Source organism: Amorphus orientalis, assembly GCF_030814015.1.
In the GTDB taxonomy this organism is placed as follows: Bacteria; Pseudomonadota; Alphaproteobacteria; order Rhizobiales; family Amorphaceae; genus Amorphus; species Amorphus orientalis.
The window spans coordinates 177138-196682 of the sequence record NZ_JAUSUL010000001.1; the positions used below are offsets into that span (position 1 = coordinate 177138).

At 64.6% G+C, this 19545-nt stretch carries 17 protein-coding genes; 9 read left to right on the top strand and 8 right to left on the bottom strand.

Going from position 1 to position 19545, the window contains the following annotated elements; translation table 11 throughout:
* Positions 1 to 46: 46 nt before the first annotated feature.
* From coaE to J2S73_RS00820, 4 genes are read right to left on the bottom strand one after another with little or no spacing between them, the layout of a single operon-like run.
* The gene (gene coaE / locus J2S73_RS00805) at positions 47 to 652 is read right to left on the bottom strand and encodes a dephospho-CoA kinase (RefSeq protein WP_306883522.1); all 606 of its coding nucleotides are present in this window, start codon (positions 650 to 652) and stop codon (positions 47 to 49) included.
* Positions 649 to 1488 carry a shikimate dehydrogenase gene (locus J2S73_RS00810; RefSeq protein ID WP_306883523.1) on the bottom strand — a complete coding sequence of 280 codons (840 nt, stop codon included), beginning with the start codon at positions 1486 to 1488 and terminating at the stop codon, positions 649 to 651. The genes coaE and J2S73_RS00810 overlap by 4 nt, the downstream gene beginning before the upstream one ends.
* Entirely contained in the window at positions 1485 to 2117 is a 633-nt protein-coding gene (locus J2S73_RS00815; RefSeq protein WP_306883524.1) for a Maf family protein, read from the bottom strand. The genes J2S73_RS00810 and J2S73_RS00815 overlap by 4 nt, the downstream gene beginning before the upstream one ends.
* Positions 2083 to 2940 carry a pyruvate, water dikinase regulatory protein gene (locus J2S73_RS00820; RefSeq protein WP_306883525.1) on the bottom strand — a complete coding sequence of 286 codons (858 nt, stop codon included), beginning with the start codon at positions 2938 to 2940 and terminating at the stop codon, positions 2083 to 2085. Before J2S73_RS00820 ends, J2S73_RS00815 begins: the two co-directional genes overlap by 35 nt.
* 422 nt (positions 2941 to 3362) lie before the next feature.
* Here J2S73_RS00820 and hemE point away from each other — a divergent pair, with 422 nt between their 5' ends.
* From hemE to rho, 3 genes are all read left to right on the top strand, one after another.
* Positions 3363 to 4409: a uroporphyrinogen decarboxylase gene (gene hemE, locus J2S73_RS00825; RefSeq protein WP_306883526.1), complete on the top strand. Its 1047-nt coding sequence runs from the start codon at positions 3363 to 3365 to the stop codon at positions 4407 to 4409.
* Positions 4410 to 4438: 29 nt separating this feature from the next.
* The gene (gene hemJ, locus J2S73_RS00830; protein WP_306883527.1) at positions 4439 to 4870 is read left to right on the top strand and encodes a protoporphyrinogen oxidase HemJ; all 432 of its coding nucleotides are present in this window, start codon (positions 4439 to 4441) and stop codon (positions 4868 to 4870) included.
* 201 nt (positions 4871 to 5071) lie between these two features.
* Positions 5072 to 6337, top strand: coding sequence for a transcription termination factor Rho (rho, locus tag J2S73_RS00835; RefSeq protein ID WP_306883528.1), 1266 nt, complete (start codon positions 5072 to 5074; stop codon positions 6335 to 6337).
* Positions 6338 to 6467: 130 nt separating this feature from the next.
* On the opposite strand, the gene J2S73_RS00840 is transcribed toward rho, so the two are convergent.
* Positions 6468 to 8522 (bottom strand): thioredoxin domain-containing protein, encoded by a 2055-nt coding sequence (locus J2S73_RS00840; RefSeq protein ID WP_306883529.1) that lies wholly within the window; start codon positions 8520 to 8522, stop codon positions 6468 to 6470.
* A 62-nt stretch (positions 8523 to 8584) separates the two neighbouring features.
* On the opposite strand from J2S73_RS00840, the gene mnmE reads away from it, so the two are divergent.
* From mnmE to J2S73_RS00865, 5 genes are all read left to right on the top strand, one after another.
* A complete protein-coding gene (gene mnmE / locus J2S73_RS00845) occupies positions 8585 to 9910 on the top strand; it encodes a tRNA uridine-5-carboxymethylaminomethyl(34) synthesis GTPase MnmE (protein WP_306883530.1) in 1326 nt (441 codons plus the stop codon).
* Positions 9911 to 10022: 112 nt separating this feature from the next.
* Positions 10023 to 11891: a tRNA uridine-5-carboxymethylaminomethyl(34) synthesis enzyme MnmG gene (gene mnmG / locus J2S73_RS00850; RefSeq protein WP_306883531.1), complete on the top strand. Its 1869-nt coding sequence runs from the start codon at positions 10023 to 10025 to the stop codon at positions 11889 to 11891.
* Positions 11888 to 12550 carry a 16S rRNA (guanine(527)-N(7))-methyltransferase RsmG gene (gene rsmG / locus J2S73_RS00855; protein WP_306883532.1) on the top strand — a complete coding sequence of 221 codons (663 nt, stop codon included), beginning with the start codon at positions 11888 to 11890 and terminating at the stop codon, positions 12548 to 12550. The genes mnmG and rsmG overlap by 4 nt, the downstream gene beginning before the upstream one ends.
* Entirely contained in the window at positions 12547 to 13383 is an 837-nt protein-coding gene (locus J2S73_RS00860) for a ParA family protein (RefSeq protein ID WP_306883533.1), read from the top strand. Before rsmG ends, J2S73_RS00860 begins: the two co-directional genes overlap by 4 nt.
* Before the next feature lie 32 nt (positions 13384 to 13415).
* Positions 13416 to 14294, top strand: a complete 879-nt coding sequence (locus J2S73_RS00865; RefSeq protein WP_306883534.1) for a ParB/RepB/Spo0J family partition protein — start codon at positions 13416 to 13418, stop codon at positions 14292 to 14294.
* A gap of 148 nt (positions 14295 to 14442) precedes the next feature.
* On the opposite strand, the gene holA is transcribed toward J2S73_RS00865, so the two are convergent.
* Genes holA through leuS form a run of 3 tightly spaced genes read right to left on the bottom strand, consistent with a single transcriptional unit; the run spans position 14443 to position 18640 of the window.
* Positions 14443 to 15471: a DNA polymerase III subunit delta gene (gene holA / locus J2S73_RS00870; protein ID WP_306883535.1), complete on the bottom strand. Its 1029-nt coding sequence runs from the start codon at positions 15469 to 15471 to the stop codon at positions 14443 to 14445.
* Positions 15472 to 15483: 12 nt separating this feature from the next.
* Positions 15484 to 16053: a hypothetical protein gene (locus J2S73_RS00875; protein WP_306883536.1), complete on the bottom strand. Its 570-nt coding sequence runs from the start codon at positions 16051 to 16053 to the stop codon at positions 15484 to 15486.
* Entirely contained in the window at positions 16040 to 18640 is a 2601-nt protein-coding gene (leuS, locus tag J2S73_RS00880; protein WP_306883537.1) for a leucine--tRNA ligase, read from the bottom strand. Before leuS ends, J2S73_RS00875 begins: the two co-directional genes overlap by 14 nt.
* 216 nt (positions 18641 to 18856) lie before the next feature.
* Here leuS and J2S73_RS00885 point away from each other — a divergent pair, with 216 nt between their 5' ends.
* Positions 18857 to 19537 carry a YggS family pyridoxal phosphate-dependent enzyme gene (locus J2S73_RS00885; protein WP_306883538.1) on the top strand — a complete coding sequence of 227 codons (681 nt, stop codon included), beginning with the start codon at positions 18857 to 18859 and terminating at the stop codon, positions 19535 to 19537.
* Positions 19538 to 19545: the final 8 nt, after the last annotated feature.

Sequence of the window (19545 nt, forward strand, 5' to 3'; positions counted from 1 at the left end):
ACTCAAGTTCATAGATGTTGTGGCACAGCCGCACCCCGGCACACAATCAAGCGTGGGGGCTTTTCCCCGTCATGAAGGCGGTTGCGGCCAGGATCGAACGGACGCGATCGCGGGCCGCCTCCATTCCAAGCCCCGTATCCACCAGATAGTGGGCGCGCAGACGCTTGGCCGAATCAGGCATCTGCTTGGAAAGGATGCCTTCGAAGCGCTCCACCGTCATCCCGTCCCGGCCCAGGACGCGCTTGCGCTGGATTTCGGCGTCCGCCGTCACGACGACGACCGCGTCGACCGCCGTCTCGCGGCCGGTCTCGAACAACAGCGGGATATCGAGAACCCCGCATCGGGCCAGGGAGTCCCGTGCCCGCTGAAGGAACGCCCGTTCCTCTTCGCGGACAAGAGGATGGATCAGCGCCTCAAGGCGCCGCATCTCGGTCTCGTTGCCGATGACCCGCTCGCCAAGCAGGCGCCGATCGACCTGGCCATCGACCACCACACCCGGAAAGGCCTCCTCCATCGCGGCAACCGCCCTGCCGCGATAGAGCTCATGAACGGCGCGATCGGCATCGTAGACGGGCACACCTTCGTCGGCGAACATCCGGGCCGTCGTGGACTTTCCCATGCCGATTGATCCGGTCAGACCAAGGACGATCATGACGCACCCGCGAGATCGGCAAGCACCGCCGCGCGGAGACGGTCTGTGATCTCCGGGCGCCGCCCGAACCAGCGCTCGAAGCCCGGGGCGGCCTGGTGAAGCAGCATTCCGAGGCCATCCACCGTTCTGAGCCCCCGCTGCCGCGCCTGGCGGAGGAGGCCGGTCTCAAGCGGCACGTAAACGATATCGGCGACGACTGTTGCGTCGGCGGCTCCGGCAAGATCGATCGGCACCTGCCCCTTGCCGGCCATACCAAGACTGGTCGTATTCACGACCAATCCGTAGGAGCCGAGGTCCCCGGCAAGCGCCGAATAGTCGGCGCTCCTGGCGTCCGGATAGGCGTCGGCGAGCTGATCGGCCCGTTCCTTCGTCCGGTTCGCAATCACCACCTGCAGTCCGCGCGAGATCAACCCATAGACCACGGCCCGTGCAGCCCCGCCGGCACCGATGACGAGCGCATCCCCTTCAGCGTCCTCCCATCCGGGCGCCTTCTCGTCGAGATTGGCCAGGAATCCGTGGACGTCCGTGTTGTCGCCGAGAAGGCGGTCCCCTTCGAGCCAGAGCGTGTTCACGGCCCCGAGCGCTTCGGCCGTCCCGGAAAGGTCGTCGCAGGCCGACGCCGCGGCGATCTTGTGCGGTACCGTGACATTCGCACCGACAAGCCCGCTGGAGCGAAACGTCGTGAAGAACGTTTCGGCAGTCTCTGGTGACACGGCAATTGCGTCGTAGGCCCCCGGCAGGCCGTAGGTCTGAAGCCAGAACCGGTGGATCAGCGGTGACCGCGAATGCGCGATCGGCCAGCCGATGACGCCTGATTTCGGACCATCCAGGCTCACGATGCCGCAATCCCGATGGAGCGGAGATAACCCAGCAGCGGCAGCAAAGGGAGCCCGAGGATCGTGAAGAAGTCGCCTTCCACCTTTTCGAACAGCTGAACTCCGACGCCCTCCAGATGGTAGGCGCCGACGCTCTCGAGCGCGCGCGAACCGGCCACCTCGATATAGTCATCGAGAAATCGGTCCGAAAAATCCCGCATGGTCAGCCGGGCCGTTTCCACCGCCTGCCAGGTAATTTCCTGACCCCGAACGCAGGTGACCGCCGAATGAAGCACATGGCTCTTGCCACGGAGCCGCACGAGCTGATTGCGCGCCTGGTCCAGATCATCCGGCTTCACGAACCGCTCGCCATCCAGGTCGAGGGTCTGATCGGCGCCGACGACCAGGGCATCGGGAAACTGGGCGCTGACGGCAAGGGCCTTCACACCCGCCAAATGAGCGGCGATCTGACCCGGATCACGGGTCATGCGACCTTCGTTCAACTCTTCCTTCCGCTCGTCGATGTCCGCGGCCGCGGTGGAAAAGCTCAATCCGGCAGCAGCCATCATGCGGGAGCGTGCAGCGCTCCGCGAGGCGAGAACCAGGGAGGTCTCGTCAGCCCGTTCCGTCTTCTGTGAGGCTCGAAGCATATCTGCGATCGTTCAATAGCGCCAAGATCGACGCGGCGGTTTCTTCGATGGAGCGGCGGGTGACGTCAATGATCGGCCAACCGTTTTCGGCGCACAGGCGCCGCGTGTGCGCAATTTCGCGGGCCACCGCCTGCCGGTCAACATAGTCCCCGCGCGCCGGCTTGATCGCATTGAGCGAAAGCAGGCGATTTTCGCGCAGCTGGACGATCCGTTCGGGCGTGGCCACGAGGCCGACGACCAAGGGACGTTCGGCGGTGAACAGGGTTTGCGGGACCGGCAGATCCTGAACGATCGGAATGTTGGTCGCCTTCACGCCCCGATTGGCCAGGTAGATGCTGGTCGGCGTTTTTGAGGTGCGGCTCACGCCGATGATGATCACATCGGCTTCTTCGATATCGTCGGGAACCGCGCCATCATCATGGACCATGACGAAGTTCAGCGCCTCGATCCGGCGGAAATAGTCTGCATCCAGGGAATGCTGCGCCCCGATCCGGGAGATCGTGGGGACGTTCAGATAGGACTGAAGCACCTGCACGAGGGGATTGAGTACGTCGACGCACGGAACGCTCAGTTCGCGGCAATCGCGCAGAAGCCGCTCGGAAATCGTCTGATCCACCAGGGTGAACATCACGATGCCGGGGTTTTCCTCGACCGCGGACACGACCCGGTTCAGCTGATGATCGGTGCGCACCAGCGGGTAGACGTGTTCGATCGCCTCCACGTTCTCGTATCGGGCGATCGCCGCCCGGGAGACCGTCATGAGCGTTTCGCCGGTGGAATCCGAAACGAGATGGAGATGGAAGAAGGTCGGGACGTTTTCCAAGCTCGGGTCTCACAAACTGTGGGCAAGTGTGGGCAACTCGGCGAACCGCCCGCAGACGGCTGTCATGGTTGCGGATAGACCGGAATTCGTCCACCGCTTTGTCCCCGGGTGGACAGGTCGAAGAGTGAAGGATGAATAATGGGGATGATCGATCGCCGTCCTTATTCGTCCCCACGTCGTCCACCGCTTGCCCAGCCGGGATCGTCCGCCAAATGGTGCACCAGGGTGGCCGGGATTCCTCAGCCGAGAGCGAGTCAATATCTGTCTTTTCCCGGCTTGGGAGGGAAGTTCTTCCCGTCACTCCTGCGATCGGTTAGGGGAAACGGTCATCTGCAAGGGCGTGTTAATTCCCTGCAGTTCGACCGCCTAATAGAAATAATAGGAATTAAGATTCAGATTCCTTTTTATAGGGGAGCCAGACGGTGGACGCAGAGGACCACACCAAGCCGACCCTTTTCGCGAAGGTGCTGAGAGGGGAGGCATCCAGCCCACCGCCGATCTGGCTGATGCGTCAGGCGGGACGCTATCTCCCCGAATACCGGGAGCTTCGAAGCCAATCTAAGGGCTTCCTCGATTTCTGCTATTCGCCGGATCTCGCCTCCGAGGCGACGTTGCAACCAATCCGGCGTTTCGGGTTCGATGCGGCAATCATCTTCTCTGACATCCTGGTGATCCCAGATGCTCTCGGACAGCCGGTCCGGTTCGAGGAAGGGGTCGGCCCACGTCTCGATCCGCTTGCGCTCGATGCTCTGGACGATCTCGATCCCGGTCGGCTGTCCACCCACCTGGCGCCGGTTTACGAGGCGATTTCGCGAACCCGCCGGGCTTTGCCGGGCGATACGTCCCTGATCGGGTTCGCCGGCGCCCCCTGGACACTCGCGACCTACATGATCGCCGGTCGCACAACGCCGGATCAGGCACCGACAAGGCGGGCGGCCTTTGCCGATCCGGACCGGTTCGACCGCCTGATCACCCTGCTTGCGGATTCCGTCGCGGAGCATCTGTGCGCCCAAGTCGACGCCGGATGCGATGCGCTCCAGATCTTCGACAGCTGGGCGGGAACGCTCGATACGTTGTCCTTTCCGCGCTGGTCGGCGGACGCGATCGTACGGATCGTCGGCCATGTCCGCGGGAAGCATCCGAACGTGCCCATCATCGTTTTTCCCAGGAACGCCGGAGACAGGCTGCGGGACTTCGTGGAGACCGTGCGCCCTGACGCGGTCGGCCTCGATTGGTCCGTCTCGCAAGACATGGGCCGGGCGGTTCAGAAATCGGTTTGCGTTCAGGGCAATCTCGACCCGATGCGGCTCGTCGCGGGCGGCGAAGCGCTCAGGCGCGGGATCGACGCCATCCTCGAGACCTATTCGGATGGCCCGTTCGTCTTCAATCTGGGCCACGGGATCGTGCCGGAGACGCCGATTGCCCACGTCGAAGAGATGGTTGCCCAGGTCAGGGCGAGCTCCCGTTAGACCGCTCGATGAGGAGCTGAGGACACCCCATGGCAAGCGCGTATCTCTGGCTGAAGACCGCGCACATCCTGGCCGTCATCGCCTGGATGGCGGCCATGCTCTACCTGCCGCGCCTGATGGTCTATCACGCGGATGCTGCGGTCGGATCCGACAAGTCGGAGACCTTCAAGGTCATGGAGCGGCGGCTTCTTCGCGGGATCATGACCCCGTCCATGATCGCCAGCTGGGTGTTCGGACTTGCCGTCGTAACTGTCGGTGGCTTCTGGTCTTCAGGCTGGCTGCACGCGAAACTCGCGCTGGTGATCGCGATGACAGTGATCCACGGATTGTGCGCCCGATGGGTCCGGGCGTTCGCCGAGGACCGCAATCTGCATTCCGGCCGCTACTACCGGATTATGAACGAGGTTCCGGCGCTTCTTCTGGTTGTCATCGTCGGACTGGTGGTTCTCAAGCCGTTTTGAGAAAACCGTCACGTTCTGGCCTTGAAGCTCGTGCAGGAAACGACTACTAATAAGCCTCTCCGAAGATGCAGAGTTACAGTCGAGCGCTAGCGCGGCTGAACCAGCGGTACCCGCGCTTCGCAATCCCCGCTCTCCAATCTGCACTCACCCTCCAATACACGTGCCGTCGGCGCGCCCGCGCCGAGTATCAAGGAATGCCCCATGCGGGAGATGAAGCTTCAAGAGCTTAAATCGAAATCTCCGCCTGATCTCATTGCATTTGCTGAAGAACTGGACGTCGAAAACGCCAGCACTTTGCGCAAGCAAGAACTCATGTTCGCCATTCTTAAGCAATTGGCGGCCAGTGAAGTCGATATTATCGGTGAAGGTGTTGTCGAAGTACTGCAGGACGGCTTCGGTTTCCTGCGCTCGCCGGACGCGAATTATCTGCCGGGACCGGACGACATCTATGTTTCCCCATCGCAGATCCGTCGCTTTTCGCTTCGCACCGGTGACACGGTCGAAGGCCAGATCCGCAGTCCCAAGGAAGGCGAGCGCTATTTCGCCCTTCTGAAGGTCAACACCATCAATTTCGCCGAGCCGGAACAGGCGCGGCACAAGATCCATTTCGACAATCTCACCCCGCTCTATCCCGATCACCGTTTCAACATGGAGATCGAGAATCCGACCGGGAAAGACATGTCGTCGCGGATCCTGGATCTGGTCGCCCCGCTCGGCAAGGGCCAGCGCGCGCTGATCGTGGCGCCGCCGCGCACCGGCAAGACGGTTCTGCTTCAGAACATCGCCCACTCGATCACGTCCAACCATCCCGAATGCTATCTGATCGTTCTCCTGATCGACGAGCGGCCGGAAGAAGTGACCGACATGCAGCGCTCGGTGAACGGCGAGGTGGTGTCGTCCACCTTCGACGAGCCGGCCGCCCGGCACGTCCAGGTCGCCGAAATGGTGATCGAGAAGGCAAAGCGGCTCGTCGAGCACGGGCGCGACGTGGTCATTCTGCTGGATTCCATCACCCGCCTCGGCCGCGCCTACAACACGGTGGTGCCGTCGTCGGGCAAGGTGCTGACCGGTGGTGTCGACGCCAACGCGCTGCAGCGCCCCAAGCGGTTCTTCGGTGCCGCCCGGAACATCGAGGAGGGCGGTTCGCTGACGATCATCGCGACGGCGCTGATCGACACCGGCAGCCGCATGGACGAAGTGATCTTCGAGGAGTTCAAGGGCACCGGCAACTCCGAGATCATTCTGGATCGCAAGGTCGCGGACAAGCGGGTGTTCCCGGCCCTCGACATCCAGCGTTCCGGCACCCGCAAGGAAGAGCTGCTGGTTCCGGCCGACAAGCTCAAAAAGACGTTCGTCCTTCGCCGGATCCTCAATCCGATGGGAACGGTCGATGCGATCGAGTTCCTGCTGGACAAGCTTCGTCAGACCAAGAGCAACAGCGATTTCTTCGATTCGATGAACACCTGATCGAAAGCCGGATCCCGGATCGTTCAACGGCCCGGGTTCGGAGATCAAGCCCACAGGTCAAGGGGCCCGGGATCGAGCGATCCCGGGCCCTTTTTCATGATGCGATTCAATAAGTTGCTTTGAACCTGGATCAGCCTTCGCTGCCAGTGCCCAGCTGCTGACTGCCCTGTTGTGTGTCCAAATGCAGGCGGGCGCGAAGATCCGCCGCCTCGGTCATGGGAAGCGAACATCCGTCCGCGGTGCAGACATAGGCGGTGGGCCGCCCCTCAAGCGCCGTCTTGCCGGATGCCGGGTGGTCTTGCGGCAGATGATCGGTGGTCGCGGCGATGGACAGCAGGACGGAGGGATCGGGGCTCCTGCGGACGACAGCCACAAGATCGGACGGGTCCGTGCCCTCTGGAGCAACAATGACGACGAATGTCGGGCGCAGCCGGAAATCGAGGCCATTGAACAGGCTTGCGGTGGCAAAGAGGTTTTCGACCATCGCGCCGGAGAAGGCATCGACGAGTGCATCGGCCGTATCGCGGTAGGCGGACACACCGGTTCGCATCCACAAGTCGACCAGGACCGGCAGTGCGATCCCGTTCGCGTTGGGAACCGCTTCATCGGCCGGGCTCTTGGGACGCAGGATCAGGGCCTCGGCATCGTCTGCCGTCCAGAAATAGCCGCCGGCATCCCGATCCCAGTGGTGCTGGTCGAGGGCGGCCATCCATCGCTTCGCATCCTCAAGATAGGCAGCCTCCTGTGTTGCGTCGTGCAGGGCGAGGGCGGCGCGGGCCATTGCGGCGTGATCGGTGGCGACCCCGGGAAAGACGAGCTTGCCCGCACGGTAGGAATGGCCGAACCGGTCGCCCCGCTGCATGAGACCGATGACGGCCCGATAGGCTCTTTGGGCGCGCTCGAGCCAGTCGACGCGGTCGAATGCGGTTGAAGCTGATGCAAGGGCGGCGATCGTCAGCCCGTTCCAGTCGGCAAGCACCTTGTCGTCGCGCCCGGGCCGAACGCGCGTATCCCTTTGTTCCAGAAGTCGTTTTCGGTCCCTAGCCAGGCGTTCTTCGGTGTCCGTATCGAGCAGGTCCGGGCTGTTGAGCCGGTTGAGGATGGTCTTGCCTTCCCAGTTCCCCCCGTCGGTCACATCGTAGACGGAGGCGAAGAAGGCGGTCTCGTCGGTGCCGAGAACCTGCTCGATCTGATCTTTCGTCCAGACATAGAACCGGCCTTCCTCGCCTTCGGAATCCGCGTCGAGGCTCGAAGCGAAGGCCCCGTCCTCCGTCGACATCTCGCGATCCAGAAAGGCGATCGTTTCCTCGATACGGGCCGCGAAGAGCGGATCGCCGGTCTCCTTCCAGGCCTGGACCAGCAGGCCGAGGAGCAGGGCGTTGTCGTAGAGCATTTTCTCGAAATGCGGGACCAGCCACCGCTGATCGACGGCGTAGCGGGCAAAACCGCCGCCCAGATGATCGTAGATGCCGCCCTGGGAGATCCGCCGCAGCGCCAGAAGCACGACGTCCCGGGCCGGACCGGTTCCGGACCGGCAGTAGCCGCGCCAGAGCATCTCGAACAGCATCGCATTGGGGAACTTGGGCGCGCCCTGGGTCCCGCCGTTGACCGGGTCGAGAATGGAAAAGAGCTGCTGGACAGCCTGGTCGAGGACACCAGGGTTGAGCTCGGGCCCCTTGGACGGGCGGGAATTCAGACGCTGGCGGAGCGCGTCCCGGTTTGTCGCGATGGTGTTGGGTTCGCTGTGGAACGTGTCGGCGATCGCCTCCAGGACCTGAACGAAGCCCGGCCGGCCGTATTTCGGCTCCTTCGGGAAGTAGGTTCCGCCCCAGAACGGGTCGCCATCGGGCGTGAGGAACATGGTCAGCGGCCAGCCGCCCTGTTCCCCTGTGGCATGCAGGGCCGACATGTAGATCTGGTCGATATCCGGACGTTCCTCGCGATCGACCTTGATATTGATGAAATGGCGGTTCATGACGCTTGCGACCGTTTCGTCCTCGAAACTCTCGTGCGCCATGACGTGGCACCAGTGGCAGGCGGCGTAGCCGACCGAAAGCAGGATCGGCTTTCCGGATTCTTTCGCTTCCGCAAGGGCTTCGGGGGACCAGGCCCGCCAGGCGACGGGATTGTCGGCATGCTGCAGGAGATAGGGGCTGGTCTCGTGGCGCAGTTGATTGTCGGTCATCGTCGCCTCGATCTGTCGTGTCTCGGTACGGGTTAGGTAATGCGGATTGGAAGGTCGTCCAAATGAGGGCCTACGCTGAGACGATCGTTGCCCTTTCCTCCGGAGCGCTTCCGGCTGGAATTGCTGTCGTTCGCCTGAGCGGTCCCGCGGCGTTCGACCAGGCGCGGCAGGTTTGCGGGGGGATACCGGGCGACCGGAAACTGAGGTTGCGGACGCTATGCGACCCGGAAACCGGCGAGACGCTGGATCAGGCGCTGGTCGCAGGCTTCGCGGGCCCGGACACCGTAACCGGCGAAGATCTCGTCGAGTTCCATTGTCATGGCGGACCCGCGGTCGTTCGGGCGGTGCTGCGGGTGTTGACCCGGGCGCCGGGACTGCGACTTGCGGAAGCCGGCGAATTCACCCGGCGCGGGTTCGAGAACGGGCGGCTGGATCTCGCTGCCGTCGAGGGACTGGCCGACCTGATCTCTGCGGAGACGGAAGGGCAGCGTCGGCAGGCGGTGCGGCAGGCGGGCGGTTTTATCGGCGGCCAGGTGGAAGCGTGGCGGGCGCGGCTGATCCAGGCGCTTGCGATCGTCGAGAGCGGGCTGGATTTCGCCGACGAGGACGATGTGCCGGACGACGGCGAAGCGGCGGCAATGGGGGATATTGCGGCGCTCGCCGATGAGCTTGCCGCCGCTCTCGTGGACGGGGAGCGGGGAGAGCGGCTGAGGCGTGGTCTGGAGGTCGCGATCGTGGGGCCGCCGAATGCCGGAAAGTCCAGCCTTCTGAATGCGTTGGCGCGCAGGGACGTGGCCATCGTGACGGCCACTCCGGGCACGACGCGGGATGTTCTCGAGGTCGATCTGGACCTGTCCGGCTATCCGATCCGGTTGCTCGATACGGCCGGACTGCGGCGAACCGAGGATCCGATCGAGCTGGAAGGGATCCGGCGGGCGCGGGATCGAGCGGCTTCGGCGGATGTGGTCCTCGTTCTGGTTCCCCCGGTCGGCGAAGGGGTTTCACGTGAAACCTTTCCGGATCATCCCAACGTGGTCCGGGTGGGAACCAAGGCCGATCTCGATCCCGACTACGGCAGGGACGCGCCGGACCTGACGGTGTCGGCCGTGTCGGAGCGTGGTCTCGACCCACTGATTTCCCGGCTCGGGTGGCTCGCCGCCGATCAGCTTTCGGGTGGCGAGGATGCGCTCGTGACGCGGGAACGTCATCGCACGGAGCTGATGGAAGCCGAGCGGGAGCTCTGGGCTGCGTTGTCGGACGGGTTGCCTGCGGAGGCGCGGGCGGAGCATCTGCGCAGGGCAGGGGTTGCATTCGGCCGGCTTACGGGCCGAATTGATCCGGAAGAAGTCCTAGGAGCCGTGTTTTCGACATTCTGCATCGGCAAATGAAGCCGAGCGGTTTCACGTGAAACCGGCAGGCCTTTGACCATGGCCGGCAGTGGCGCTAGGTCATGACGAACACAGACGATGATGATCGCCCGACAGGGCGGATGAGACAGACATGGATCAGTCCTTTGACGTTGTGGTGATCGGCGGCGGCCATGCCGGATGCGAAGCGGCTTCGGCGGCCGCGCGCACGGGTGCGTCCACCGCGCTCGTCACCGTTTCCCGGGAGACGATCGGCGCGATGTCCTGCAATCCCGCCATCGGCGGGCTTGGAAAGGGGCATCTCGTCCGGGAAATCGACGCTCTCGACGGTCTGATGGGCCGGGTTGCCGACGCCGCCGGCATCCAGTTCCGCGTGCTCAATCGCCGGAAAGGGCCGGCGGTGCAGGGCCCGCGGGCCCAGGCGGACCGGGCGCTTTATCGGCGTGCCATGGCGGAAGCCCTTGATGCGGTGGAGGGTCTGACCATCGTGGAAGGTGAGGCCGAGGACCTTGTCGTCGAGGCCGGCGCCGTTAGGGGCGTGCGGTTGGCCGATGGTGCGATCCTGGGGGCATCCGCCGTCGTGCTCACGACCGGGACTTTCCTGAACGGGTTGATCCATATCGGCGAAAAGCGGATTCCGGCGGGCCGGATGGGGGAGGCGCCGTCGACGGGACTTGCGCGGACGCTGTCGACGGCCGGTTTTCGCATGGGTCGGCTCAAGACCGGGACGCCGCCGCGGCTCGACGGCCGGACGATCTCCTGGGAGGTGCTTGCAGAGCAGGCCGGCGACGACCCGCCCGAGCCGTTCTCGCGCATGACGGACCGGGTCACGACGCCGCAGACCGTCTGCCATATCACCCGGACCACACCGGAAACACACGCCGTGATCCGGGATAATCTGGCCCGTTCGGCCATGTATTCCGGCTCCATCTCGTCTGTCGGGCCGCGCTATTGTCCTTCGATCGAGGACAAGATCGTCCGGTTCGGTGATCGGGACGGGCATCAGGTGTTTCTGGAGCCGGAGGGCCTGGACGACCCGACCGTCTACCCGAACGGAATCTCCACGTCGCTTCCCGAGGAGGTGCAGCTCGCTTTCCTGCGGACGATGCCGGGGCTGGAAACGGTCGAGATCCTCAGGCCGGGATACGCGATCGAGTATGATCACGTGGATCCCAGGGAACTCCGGCCGAGCCTCGAGACCAAGCGGATATCCGGGCTTTTTCTCGCCGGGCAGATCAACGGCACCACTGGCTACGAGGAAGCCGGGGCCCAGGGTTTGATGGCAGGGCTCAACGCCGGGCTTTCGGCATCGGACCGGGACCCGGTGATTATCGGCCGCGATCAGGCCTATCTCGGCGTGATGATCGACGACCTGGTGACCCGGGGCGTGAGCGAGCCCTACCGGATGTTCACGTCGCGCGCGGAGTACCGGTTAAGCCTGAGGGCCGACAACGCCGACATGCGGCTGACGCCGCTCGGTCTGGAATTGGGCATCGTCGGACCGGAACGGGCCGCCCGCTTCACCGCCCGCAGGGATGCAGTTGCGGCCGGTCGTGCGCTTCTGGAGGGTCTGGCGCTGTCGAGTTCTGCCGCGGCGGCCGCGGGATACAAGGTCAACCAGGACGGACGGAGTCGGACGGCGTTCGATCTGCTGAGGCTTCCGGGAACCGGCGTCGAGAAGCTGGCGGAAACCTGGCCGGAAATCCGGGAGATCGCGCCGGATATCCTGGCCTCCCTGGTCGTCGATGCGACCTACGCCGCCTATGTCGATCGCCAGGCGGCCGATATCGCCGCCTTGCGCAAGAGCGAGAACCGCGCGCTTCCCGGCGACCTCGATTATCGCGCCATGCCCGGCCTGTCGGCTGAGCTCTGCGAGAAACTGGAGGCTGTCCGGCCGGCATCGCTGGCGCAGGCTGGACGGATCGACGGTATGACCCCGGCTGCGATGACCCTGCTCGCGGCCTACAGCCGGCGCGCCGACCGCGGGCGCCGGGCCGCGTGACCGGTCGCGGCGAAGAGGGCCCCGATCTCCTGCGGGAGGCGTTGCCGGAGGTTTCACGTGAAACACTCGACCGGCTCGAGGGGCTGGTCGACCTGTTGCGCCGGTGGCAGAAGATCAAGAACCTCGTCTCGCCTAGCAGTCTGGACCATGTCTGGATGCGCCACGTTCTCGACAGCGCGCAGCTGATCCGCATCCGGCCCGAGATGCGCCGGATCGCCGATCTTGGCAGCGGCGCCGGCTTTCCCGGCCTCGTCCTGGCGGTCCTTCTCGCGAATGAACGCGATGCAAAGGTCCATCTGGTGGAGAGCAACGTCCGCAAGTCCGCGTTTCTGAGGACGGCGGCCCGGGAGTTGTCCCTGCCGGTGTCCGTCCACCCGACGCGGATCGAGGACACCGCTGGTTCCCTCGCCGGAGAGGTGGACACCGTAACGGCGCGGGCTCTGGCCCCGTTGAGCGCGCTTTTGGGCCATATCGGACCCATGGCGGCCGCCGGCGCCGTCGCAGTTCTCCACAAGGGCGCAGAATTCGAACGCGAGATTGCGGATGCGCGGACTCGATTCGCGTTTGACGTGGTAATACATGAGAGCATGACCGATCCGGCTGGACGTATTCTCGAGATCAGCCGGATCTCGGAGCGGGACCAAGGGACGCCATCATGAGCGCATTGCCCAAATCGCCGCGATTTCTCTCGGTCGCCAACCAGAAGGGCGGCGTCGGAAAGACCACGACGGCCATCAATCTCGGAACCGCCCTGGCGGCCATCGGAGAGGACGTCCTGATCGTCGATCTCGATCCGCAGGGCAATGCGTCGACCGGCCTCAACATCGATCGCAAATCCCGGGAACGGTCGATCTACGACGTTCTGGTCGGCGAGGCGAGCTTGCCGGAAGTCATTGTTCCGACAGCGGTTCCGCGTCTTTCGATCGCGCCGTCCACGCTGGATCTCCTTGGCCTCGATCTGGAGATCGGGTCGGAGGCTGACCGGGCCCAGCGGCTTCGCACCGCCGTATTCGGGCTGGCCGACGCCTACGCGGCCGGCGACGACCGCGCCGGACCTTTCAGCTATGTGCTGGCCGATTGTCCGCCGTCGCTGACGCTGCTCACGATCAATGCGCTCGCGGCATCCCACGCCGTCGTTGTCCCGCTCCAGTGCGAGTTCTTCGCGCTCGAAGGGCTCAGCCAGCTCCTTCGCACGGTGGAGCAGGTCAAGCACGGCCTCAATCCGGAGCTCGCCATCCATGGCGTCGTGCTCACCATGTTCGATGCCCGCAACAACCTCTCCAATCAGGTCGTCGAGGACGTCCGGGAGACCATGGGCGACGTGGTGTACGACACCGTGATTCCGCGGAACGTCCGTCTCTCCGAGGCGCCGTCCTATGGCAAGCCGGCGCTGCTCTACGATCTCAAGTGTCCCGGGAGCCAGGCCTATCTGCGGCTCGCGTCCGAAGTGATCCAGCGCGAGAGGCAGATGCGCGCGGGTGTCGCCGCATGATCGTTCGTTTCGCTCCCGTGGGGGTCTGAGTGATGGCTGAGGACGCGTCCCGTAAGCGGCTGGGAAGAGGGCTTGCAGCCCTGCTGGGCGATGTCGAACCCGAGCGGGTGAGCGAGGAAGACACGCGCGGGCTGCGGAAGGTTCCGATCGACCTTCTGGTCCCCAATCCCCGGAATCCGCGCAAGACCTTCGACGAGACCGATCTGTCGGAGCTGGCATCCTCGATCAAGGATCGCGGCGTGGTCCAGCCGATTCTGGTCCGCCGTCAGCCCGCATCCGACAGCGTGTTCGAGATCATCGCCGGCGAACGGCGCTGGCGCGCCGCCCAGAAGGCCGGTCTGCACGACGTGCCGGTGGTGATCCGTGACGTGGACGACCGGCAGGCGCTCGAGCTGGCCATCATCGAGAACGTTCAGCGGGCCGATCTCAACGCGATTGAGGAGGCGCACGGCTACGAACGGCTGATGGCCGATTTTTCCTATACCCAGGCCGAACTCGGCAAGGTGATCGGAAAGAGCCGCAGTCATGTGGCCAACACGCTCCGGTTGCTGAAGCTGTCCGACAAGGCGCGCACCTATGTGGCCGGGGGGGAGCTGACGGCGGGCCACGCCCGGGCGCTTCTGACAGCCGAGGATCCGGATGCGTTGGCGGACCGGATCGTGAAGCAAGGGCTTTCGGTGCGCGATGCGGAGACGCTCGCCGGAGAGAAGGTCAAATCGGCCGTCTCCGAAATGGCACGGGACACGGCCAAGGATGCAGACACACGTGCGCTTGAGAAGCGCCTGTCCGCTGCGCTCGGGCTGAAGGTCACGGTGGCCCACCGGCCGACGGGTGCGGGCGAGCTGAAAGTGCGGTACCGGACGCTGGAGCAGCTCGACGAGGTCATTCGACGGCTGGAAGAGGCGGATTGACACTCTCACCCCATCCGAGCAGATCGATAATTGCTTGAATCATAAGGCTGGTTTCCCGGCTCAGAAAAGTCGGAGCGATCTCTGAATCTCCGATAAGCCGGCTAAGTGTCAGCGGCCGACGGATCGTCGTTTCCGCCATGAAGTGGGATCAGCGCCGGGCCCGCGCCATCTGCGCAACAATCAGCAGTGCGTCGGCGACCTGGTCGAAAGCGAGGGCCGGATGGCGCCGGGTGGCCAGGACCGTCTCGTGAAGCAGTCGTTCCGCCTTGATCAGTCGGGCGTTGGACCAGCTCTTCAGCATGGATTTGATCGCCGGCTTGCGGCGGAAGAAGATGCGGGGTTGGGCGGAATCGACGACGGTTTCGGGACCGACACCCTGGTCGACCTGTGCCCGCATGCGGTGAAGCAGCTGGGCCAGCCGTAGGGCCGATCCTGCAACCACTGAGGGATGTGTGCCCGCGGCTTCCAGGCGCTTGAGCCGTTGCACGCTGGCCTTGGCGTCCCCGAGAAAGGCCGCGTCCCCGATCTCGTCAAGGGAAAGGGCCGAGCTGTCGCCGACGACGGCTTCGACGTGGTCAAGCCGGATCGTATCGTCGCCGCGGGCGTATAGACAGAGTTTCGCGATTTCGGACCGGCTGCTGGCGCGGTCGGAGCCCAGCAGAGCGTGGAGCGCTTCGCGGGCTTCCGTGGACGTCTGCAGGCCGAAGTGGCCGGCTTCTTCGGCAATCAGCCGATCGATGTCCCGGGCGCCGTCGCTGTAACACGGTACCGCGAGGCCGGCATCGCTCTTCTCGACCAGCTTGCGCATTGGCGAGGTCGGCTTCAGGTCGCCGGCCTCGATTACCACGAAGGCGGCCTCCGGCGGCGTCTCGAGCAGCGGCTCCAGGGCGGGTGCGAGGTTCCGCGTCCCGGCATCGCGAACCCATACCACCCGCTGTCCCCCGAACAGGGCGACGGTTCGGGCCTCGTCGCTGAGGCGTCCGGGATCTGAGCCCACTTCGTCTCCGCCCAGGCGGATGACCGAAAACGGATCGTCGTCGCTGACCAGCTTGTCGACGAGGGTGCGCGCGCGCTCGGCTGCCAGGCCATGATCCGGACCGAAAACCAGGATGATCGGCGGCAGGCGGCTCGTTTCCGCGAGGCGGCGGTCGATCTCGGAAGCTTTTACGACCGCCATGGCGGTTTCCTGTCAGCGGCTCTCGGCGGCAGCGAAGTAGGCGGCGATCCGATTGGCGACATCCTGAGCAACGGAGACAGCCACCCGCCGCTGCGCGTCTTCGGCAGCGCGTGTGTTGGCGAAGCGCTGGCTCGAGTAGTCGTAGGATGCGGACGCGAAACTGGTTCCGGTCAGGAGCGTCAGTCCACTGGAAATCTCAATCAGAGCGAAGTCGACGCTCAGGATGGTGGAAACAGCGCTCGGCTCGTCGACCTGGACGGGAACGGCGAGGGACGCCGATTGTGAGGACGTGGTGTAGGTCAGGCGGTAAAGGGGAGAGGTCGGATCGCTGCCGCCGCCATAAAACCGAAAGATCAGCTCCTTCCGGAACTGCTGCATCTGCAGGCCGCCGCCGCCGGCGACGGACACCTGCTTCAACTGTGCCTGAACGCTCGATTCCGACCCCGGGGAGAGGTCCGCATAGAGCGGTCGGACCTGACACCCGGAAAGCGCGGCCGCGCCGAAGCCGACGACGAGTGCCGCGGCGGCAAGGCGCGTCCATGTGCGGGCGCGGCTGAAAGGCTGGGCTTCAGGCGACGACATTGACGATCCTTTGCGGCACGACGATCACCTTCTTGGGTGCGTTACCCGAGAGATACCGTTTGACCTCTTCGAGCGCCAGCGCTGCCGCCTCGACCTCTTCCGAAGGGGCATTCCGGTCCACCGTGATCTCGCCGCGCTTCTTGCCGTTGACCTGGACGGGCAGCGTCACCGTGCTGTCCACCAGCAGCGCGGGATCGACGTCCGGCCACCGTGTTTCCGCGACCAGTCCCTTGAAGCCGAGCACCGACCAGGCCTCCTCCGCCAGATGCGGCATCATCGGCGCGATCATGACGATCAAAAAGCGGAAGCCGCTCTTGAGGGCGGGCGCCAGATCCGGCGAGATCGCACCGCCGGAAACATAGCGGCTCAGAAGGCTGCTGTATTCGTAGACGCGCGCAACGGCCCGGTTGAAGCCGAGATCCTCGATATCGCGCTCCACCGCCTTCAGGGTCCGGTGCATGGCCTTCCGCAAGGCTTCGGCGTCGGCGCCCTTTCCGGGGCCCTCGGAGACGTCGGCCAGCGGACCGGCCGAGTCCTGGACCATCCGCCAGATCCGCTGCACGAAGCGATGGGCGCCTTCGACGCCGGCTTCCGTCCACTGAATGTCGCGCTCCGGCGGCGTGTCGGACAGCATGAACCAGCGCGCGGTGTCGGCGCCGTACTCGGCGATGATCGCTGTCGGGTCGACGACGTTCTTCTTCGACTTCGACATCGACTCGATCGGGCCGACGGTGACCGGTTCGCCCGTCTCCGCGTGGACATATCGGCCGTCGCGATCCACGACCTGCTCGGGAAAGAGCCAGGCGCCCGACGTGTCCTTATAGGTCTCGTGGGTGACCATGCCCTGGGTGAAGAGGCCGGCGAACGGCTCGTCCAGCCGGATATGGCCGGTCTTCTTCATCGCGCGCACGAAGAAGCGCGAATAGAGCAGGTGCAGGATCGCGTGCTCGACGCCGCCGATATACTGATCGACCGGCAGCCAATGATCGACGGCGTCCAGTTCCGTCGGGGCAACCGCACGCGGAGCCGTGAAGCGGGCGAAATACCAGGACGAATCGACGAACGTGTCCATGGTGTCGGTCTCGCGCCTGGCCTCCGCACCGCACTCCGGACACGCGACCTTCGTCCAGGTCGGATGCCGATCGAGCGGATTGCCGGGCTTGTCGAAAGTGATGTCGTCCGGCAGCCGCACCGGAAGATCGCGCGCGGGTACGGGAACCGTGCCGCAGGACGCGCAATGGATCATCGGGATCGGGCAGCCCCAGTAGCGCTGCCGGGAAATGCCCCAATCGCGCAGGCGGTAGTTGACCTGGCGCTCCGCCTGGGGCGCGCCGTTGAGCGTCCGCTTCTCAAGCCGGATCGCCACCACGTCCTTGGCATCCTCGATCGACAGGCCGTCGAGGAACTGGGAATGGATGATCGTGCCCGGGCCGGTATAGGCCTCGTCGCCGATGGAGAACGTCGCGGCATCCGCGTGAGGCGGCAGCACCACCGGCTTCACCGGCAGTCCATAGGCGCGGGCGAACTCAAGGTCGCGCGGATCGTGGGCCGGGCAGCCGAAGATCGCGCCGGTGCCGTAGTCCATCAGGATGAAGTTCGCGACAAAGACCGGCAGCGTCTGATCGGGGTCGAACGGATGCCGCACGCGAAGGCCGGTGTCGTAGCCCTTCTTCTCGGCCGTTTCGACCGCGACCGCGCTGGTACCGAGCTTCCGGCATTCCTCAATGAAGGTTTGAAGCTTCCGGTCGCGTTCACCGGCTGCAAGGGCCAGGGGATGATCGGCCGCCACGGCGACGAAGCTCGCACCGAAGATCGTGTCGGGCCGCGTCGTGAACACCTCGAGGTCGGCAGAGCCGTCCGGGCCGGTTCCGGTCAGTTCGAAGCGCAGCCGCAGCCCCTCGGAGCGGCCGATCCAGTTCTTCTGCATCAGCCGGACCTTCTCCGGCCAGCGCTCGAGGCCATCAAGCGCCGTCAGCAGCTCCTCGCTGAACTCCGAGATGCGGAAGAACCATTGGGTCAGCTCGCGCTGCTCGACTTCCGCCCCGGAGCGCCAGCCGCGACCCTCGATTACCTGCTCGTTCGCGAGCACGGTGTGATCGACCGGGTCCCAGTTCACTTTCGCCGTTTTGCGGGCAACCAGGCCGGCTTCGTAGAAATCGAGGAACAGGCGCTGCTGCTGCTGATAATACTCGACGTCGCAGGTGGCGATCTCCCGATCCCAGTCGATCGACAGTCCCATCTGCTTCAACTGGCCGCGCATGTGCGCGATGTTCGAGTAAGTCCATTCGCGCGGATGCACCTTGTTCTGCATGGCCGCGTTTTCCGCCGGCATGCCGAACGCGTCCCAGCCCATCGGGTGCAGGACGTTGAAGCCCTTGGCGCGTTTGTAGCGGGCGATCACGTCGCCCATGGCGTAGTTCCGCACGTGCCCCATGTGAATGCGGCCGGACGGATAGGGAAACATCTCGAGCACGTAGTACTTTGGACGTGCATCGTGATTCTGGGTGCGAAACACGCCGCGCGCGTCCCACTCTTGTTGCCAACGCGCCTCGATTTCGCGGGCGTGGTAGCGCTCCGATGTGCTCATCGACGGCTCTACTCGTGTAATGGGGATCGATCCAATGGTGCGAGACAGTCACCAAAAAACCGCACCCCGGTCAACTGGAAGCGCCGCCCGGCCGTTGCTATGCAGGAAGCTTGGTGTTCCCGGGCTTGATGACCGGAGCCTCACGGGGGCCGGCCGGTGATGGAGCTGAACGCGGGTGCGGCACCTGGAACACGGCGGACGCGGGACGGATGAAGCATGTCGGAAACGGTGAGCGAGCGACTGACGGCCATCAAGGGCAAGGTCGCGCGGGCTGAACGCCGCGCGGGGCGGCCGGCCGGATCGGTCAGCCTGATCGCGGTCTCCAAGACCTTTCCCGCGGAGGCGGCTGCGGAGGTCATCGACGCCGGTCACCGCATTTTCGGAGAAAATCGGGTCCAGGAAGCCAAGGCGAAGTGGCCGGCTCTGCAGGAGGCCCACCCGGACGTCGATCTGCACCTGATCGGGCCCCTGCAATCGAACAAGGCCAAGGAGGCGGTCGCCCTGTTCGACGCGATCCACACCATCGATCGGGACAAGATTGCCAAGGCGGTTGCTACCGAAATGGGACGGCAAGGTCGCGCCCTAAAGCTGTTCGTGCAGATCAACACCGGCGAGGAGGAGCAGAAGGCGGGTATTCCGCCGCGCGACGCCGTCGCGTTCTTGGAGCGATGCCGGTCGGAACACGGGCTGGCGATCGAAGGTCTTATGTGCATTCCGCCGGTGGACGAAGCGCCGGGCCCCCATTTTGCGCTTCTCAGAAAACTCGCTCAGGAAGCGGGCGTCGGGGGGCTGTCGATGGGCATGTCGTCCGATTTCGAGACGGCTGTCGAGTTCGGCGCAACCCACGTGCGGGTCGGCTCGGCCCTGTTCGGAGAGCGCCCGCCTATCGGGGAATAGGTCGGGTC

Coding starts and splice junctions, on each gene's coding strand:
- coaE (WP_306883522.1), bottom strand. CDS start 652: ATGATCGTCCTTGGTCTGACCGGATCAATCGGCATGGGAAAGTCCACG.
- J2S73_RS00815 (WP_306883524.1), bottom strand. CDS start 2,117: ATGCTTCGAGCCTCACAGAAGACGGAACGGGCTGACGAGACCTCCCTG.
- hemJ (WP_306883527.1), top strand. CDS start 4,439: ATGGCAAGCGCGTATCTCTGGCTGAAGACCGCGCACATCCTGGCCGTC.
- rho (WP_306883528.1), top strand. CDS start 5,072: ATGCGGGAGATGAAGCTTCAAGAGCTTAAATCGAAATCTCCGCCTGAT.
- J2S73_RS00840 (WP_306883529.1), bottom strand. CDS start 8,522: ATGACCGACAATCAACTGCGCCACGAGACCAGCCCCTATCTCCTGCAG.
- mnmE (WP_306883530.1), top strand. CDS start 8,585: ATGAGGGCCTACGCTGAGACGATCGTTGCCCTTTCCTCCGGAGCGCTT.
- mnmG (WP_306883531.1), top strand. CDS start 10,023: ATGGATCAGTCCTTTGACGTTGTGGTGATCGGCGGCGGCCATGCCGGA.
- J2S73_RS00860 (WP_306883533.1), top strand. CDS start 12,547: ATGAGCGCATTGCCCAAATCGCCGCGATTTCTCTCGGTCGCCAACCAG.
- J2S73_RS00865 (WP_306883534.1), top strand. CDS start 13,416: ATGGCTGAGGACGCGTCCCGTAAGCGGCTGGGAAGAGGGCTTGCAGCC.
- holA (WP_306883535.1), bottom strand. CDS start 15,471: ATGGCGGTCGTAAAAGCTTCCGAGATCGACCGCCGCCTCGCGGAAACG.
- J2S73_RS00875 (WP_306883536.1), bottom strand. CDS start 16,053: ATGTCGTCGCCTGAAGCCCAGCCTTTCAGCCGCGCCCGCACATGGACG.
- leuS (WP_306883537.1), bottom strand. CDS start 18,640: ATGAGCACATCGGAGCGCTACCACGCCCGCGAAATCGAGGCGCGTTGG.
- J2S73_RS00885 (WP_306883538.1), top strand. CDS start 18,857: ATGTCGGAAACGGTGAGCGAGCGACTGACGGCCATCAAGGGCAAGGTC.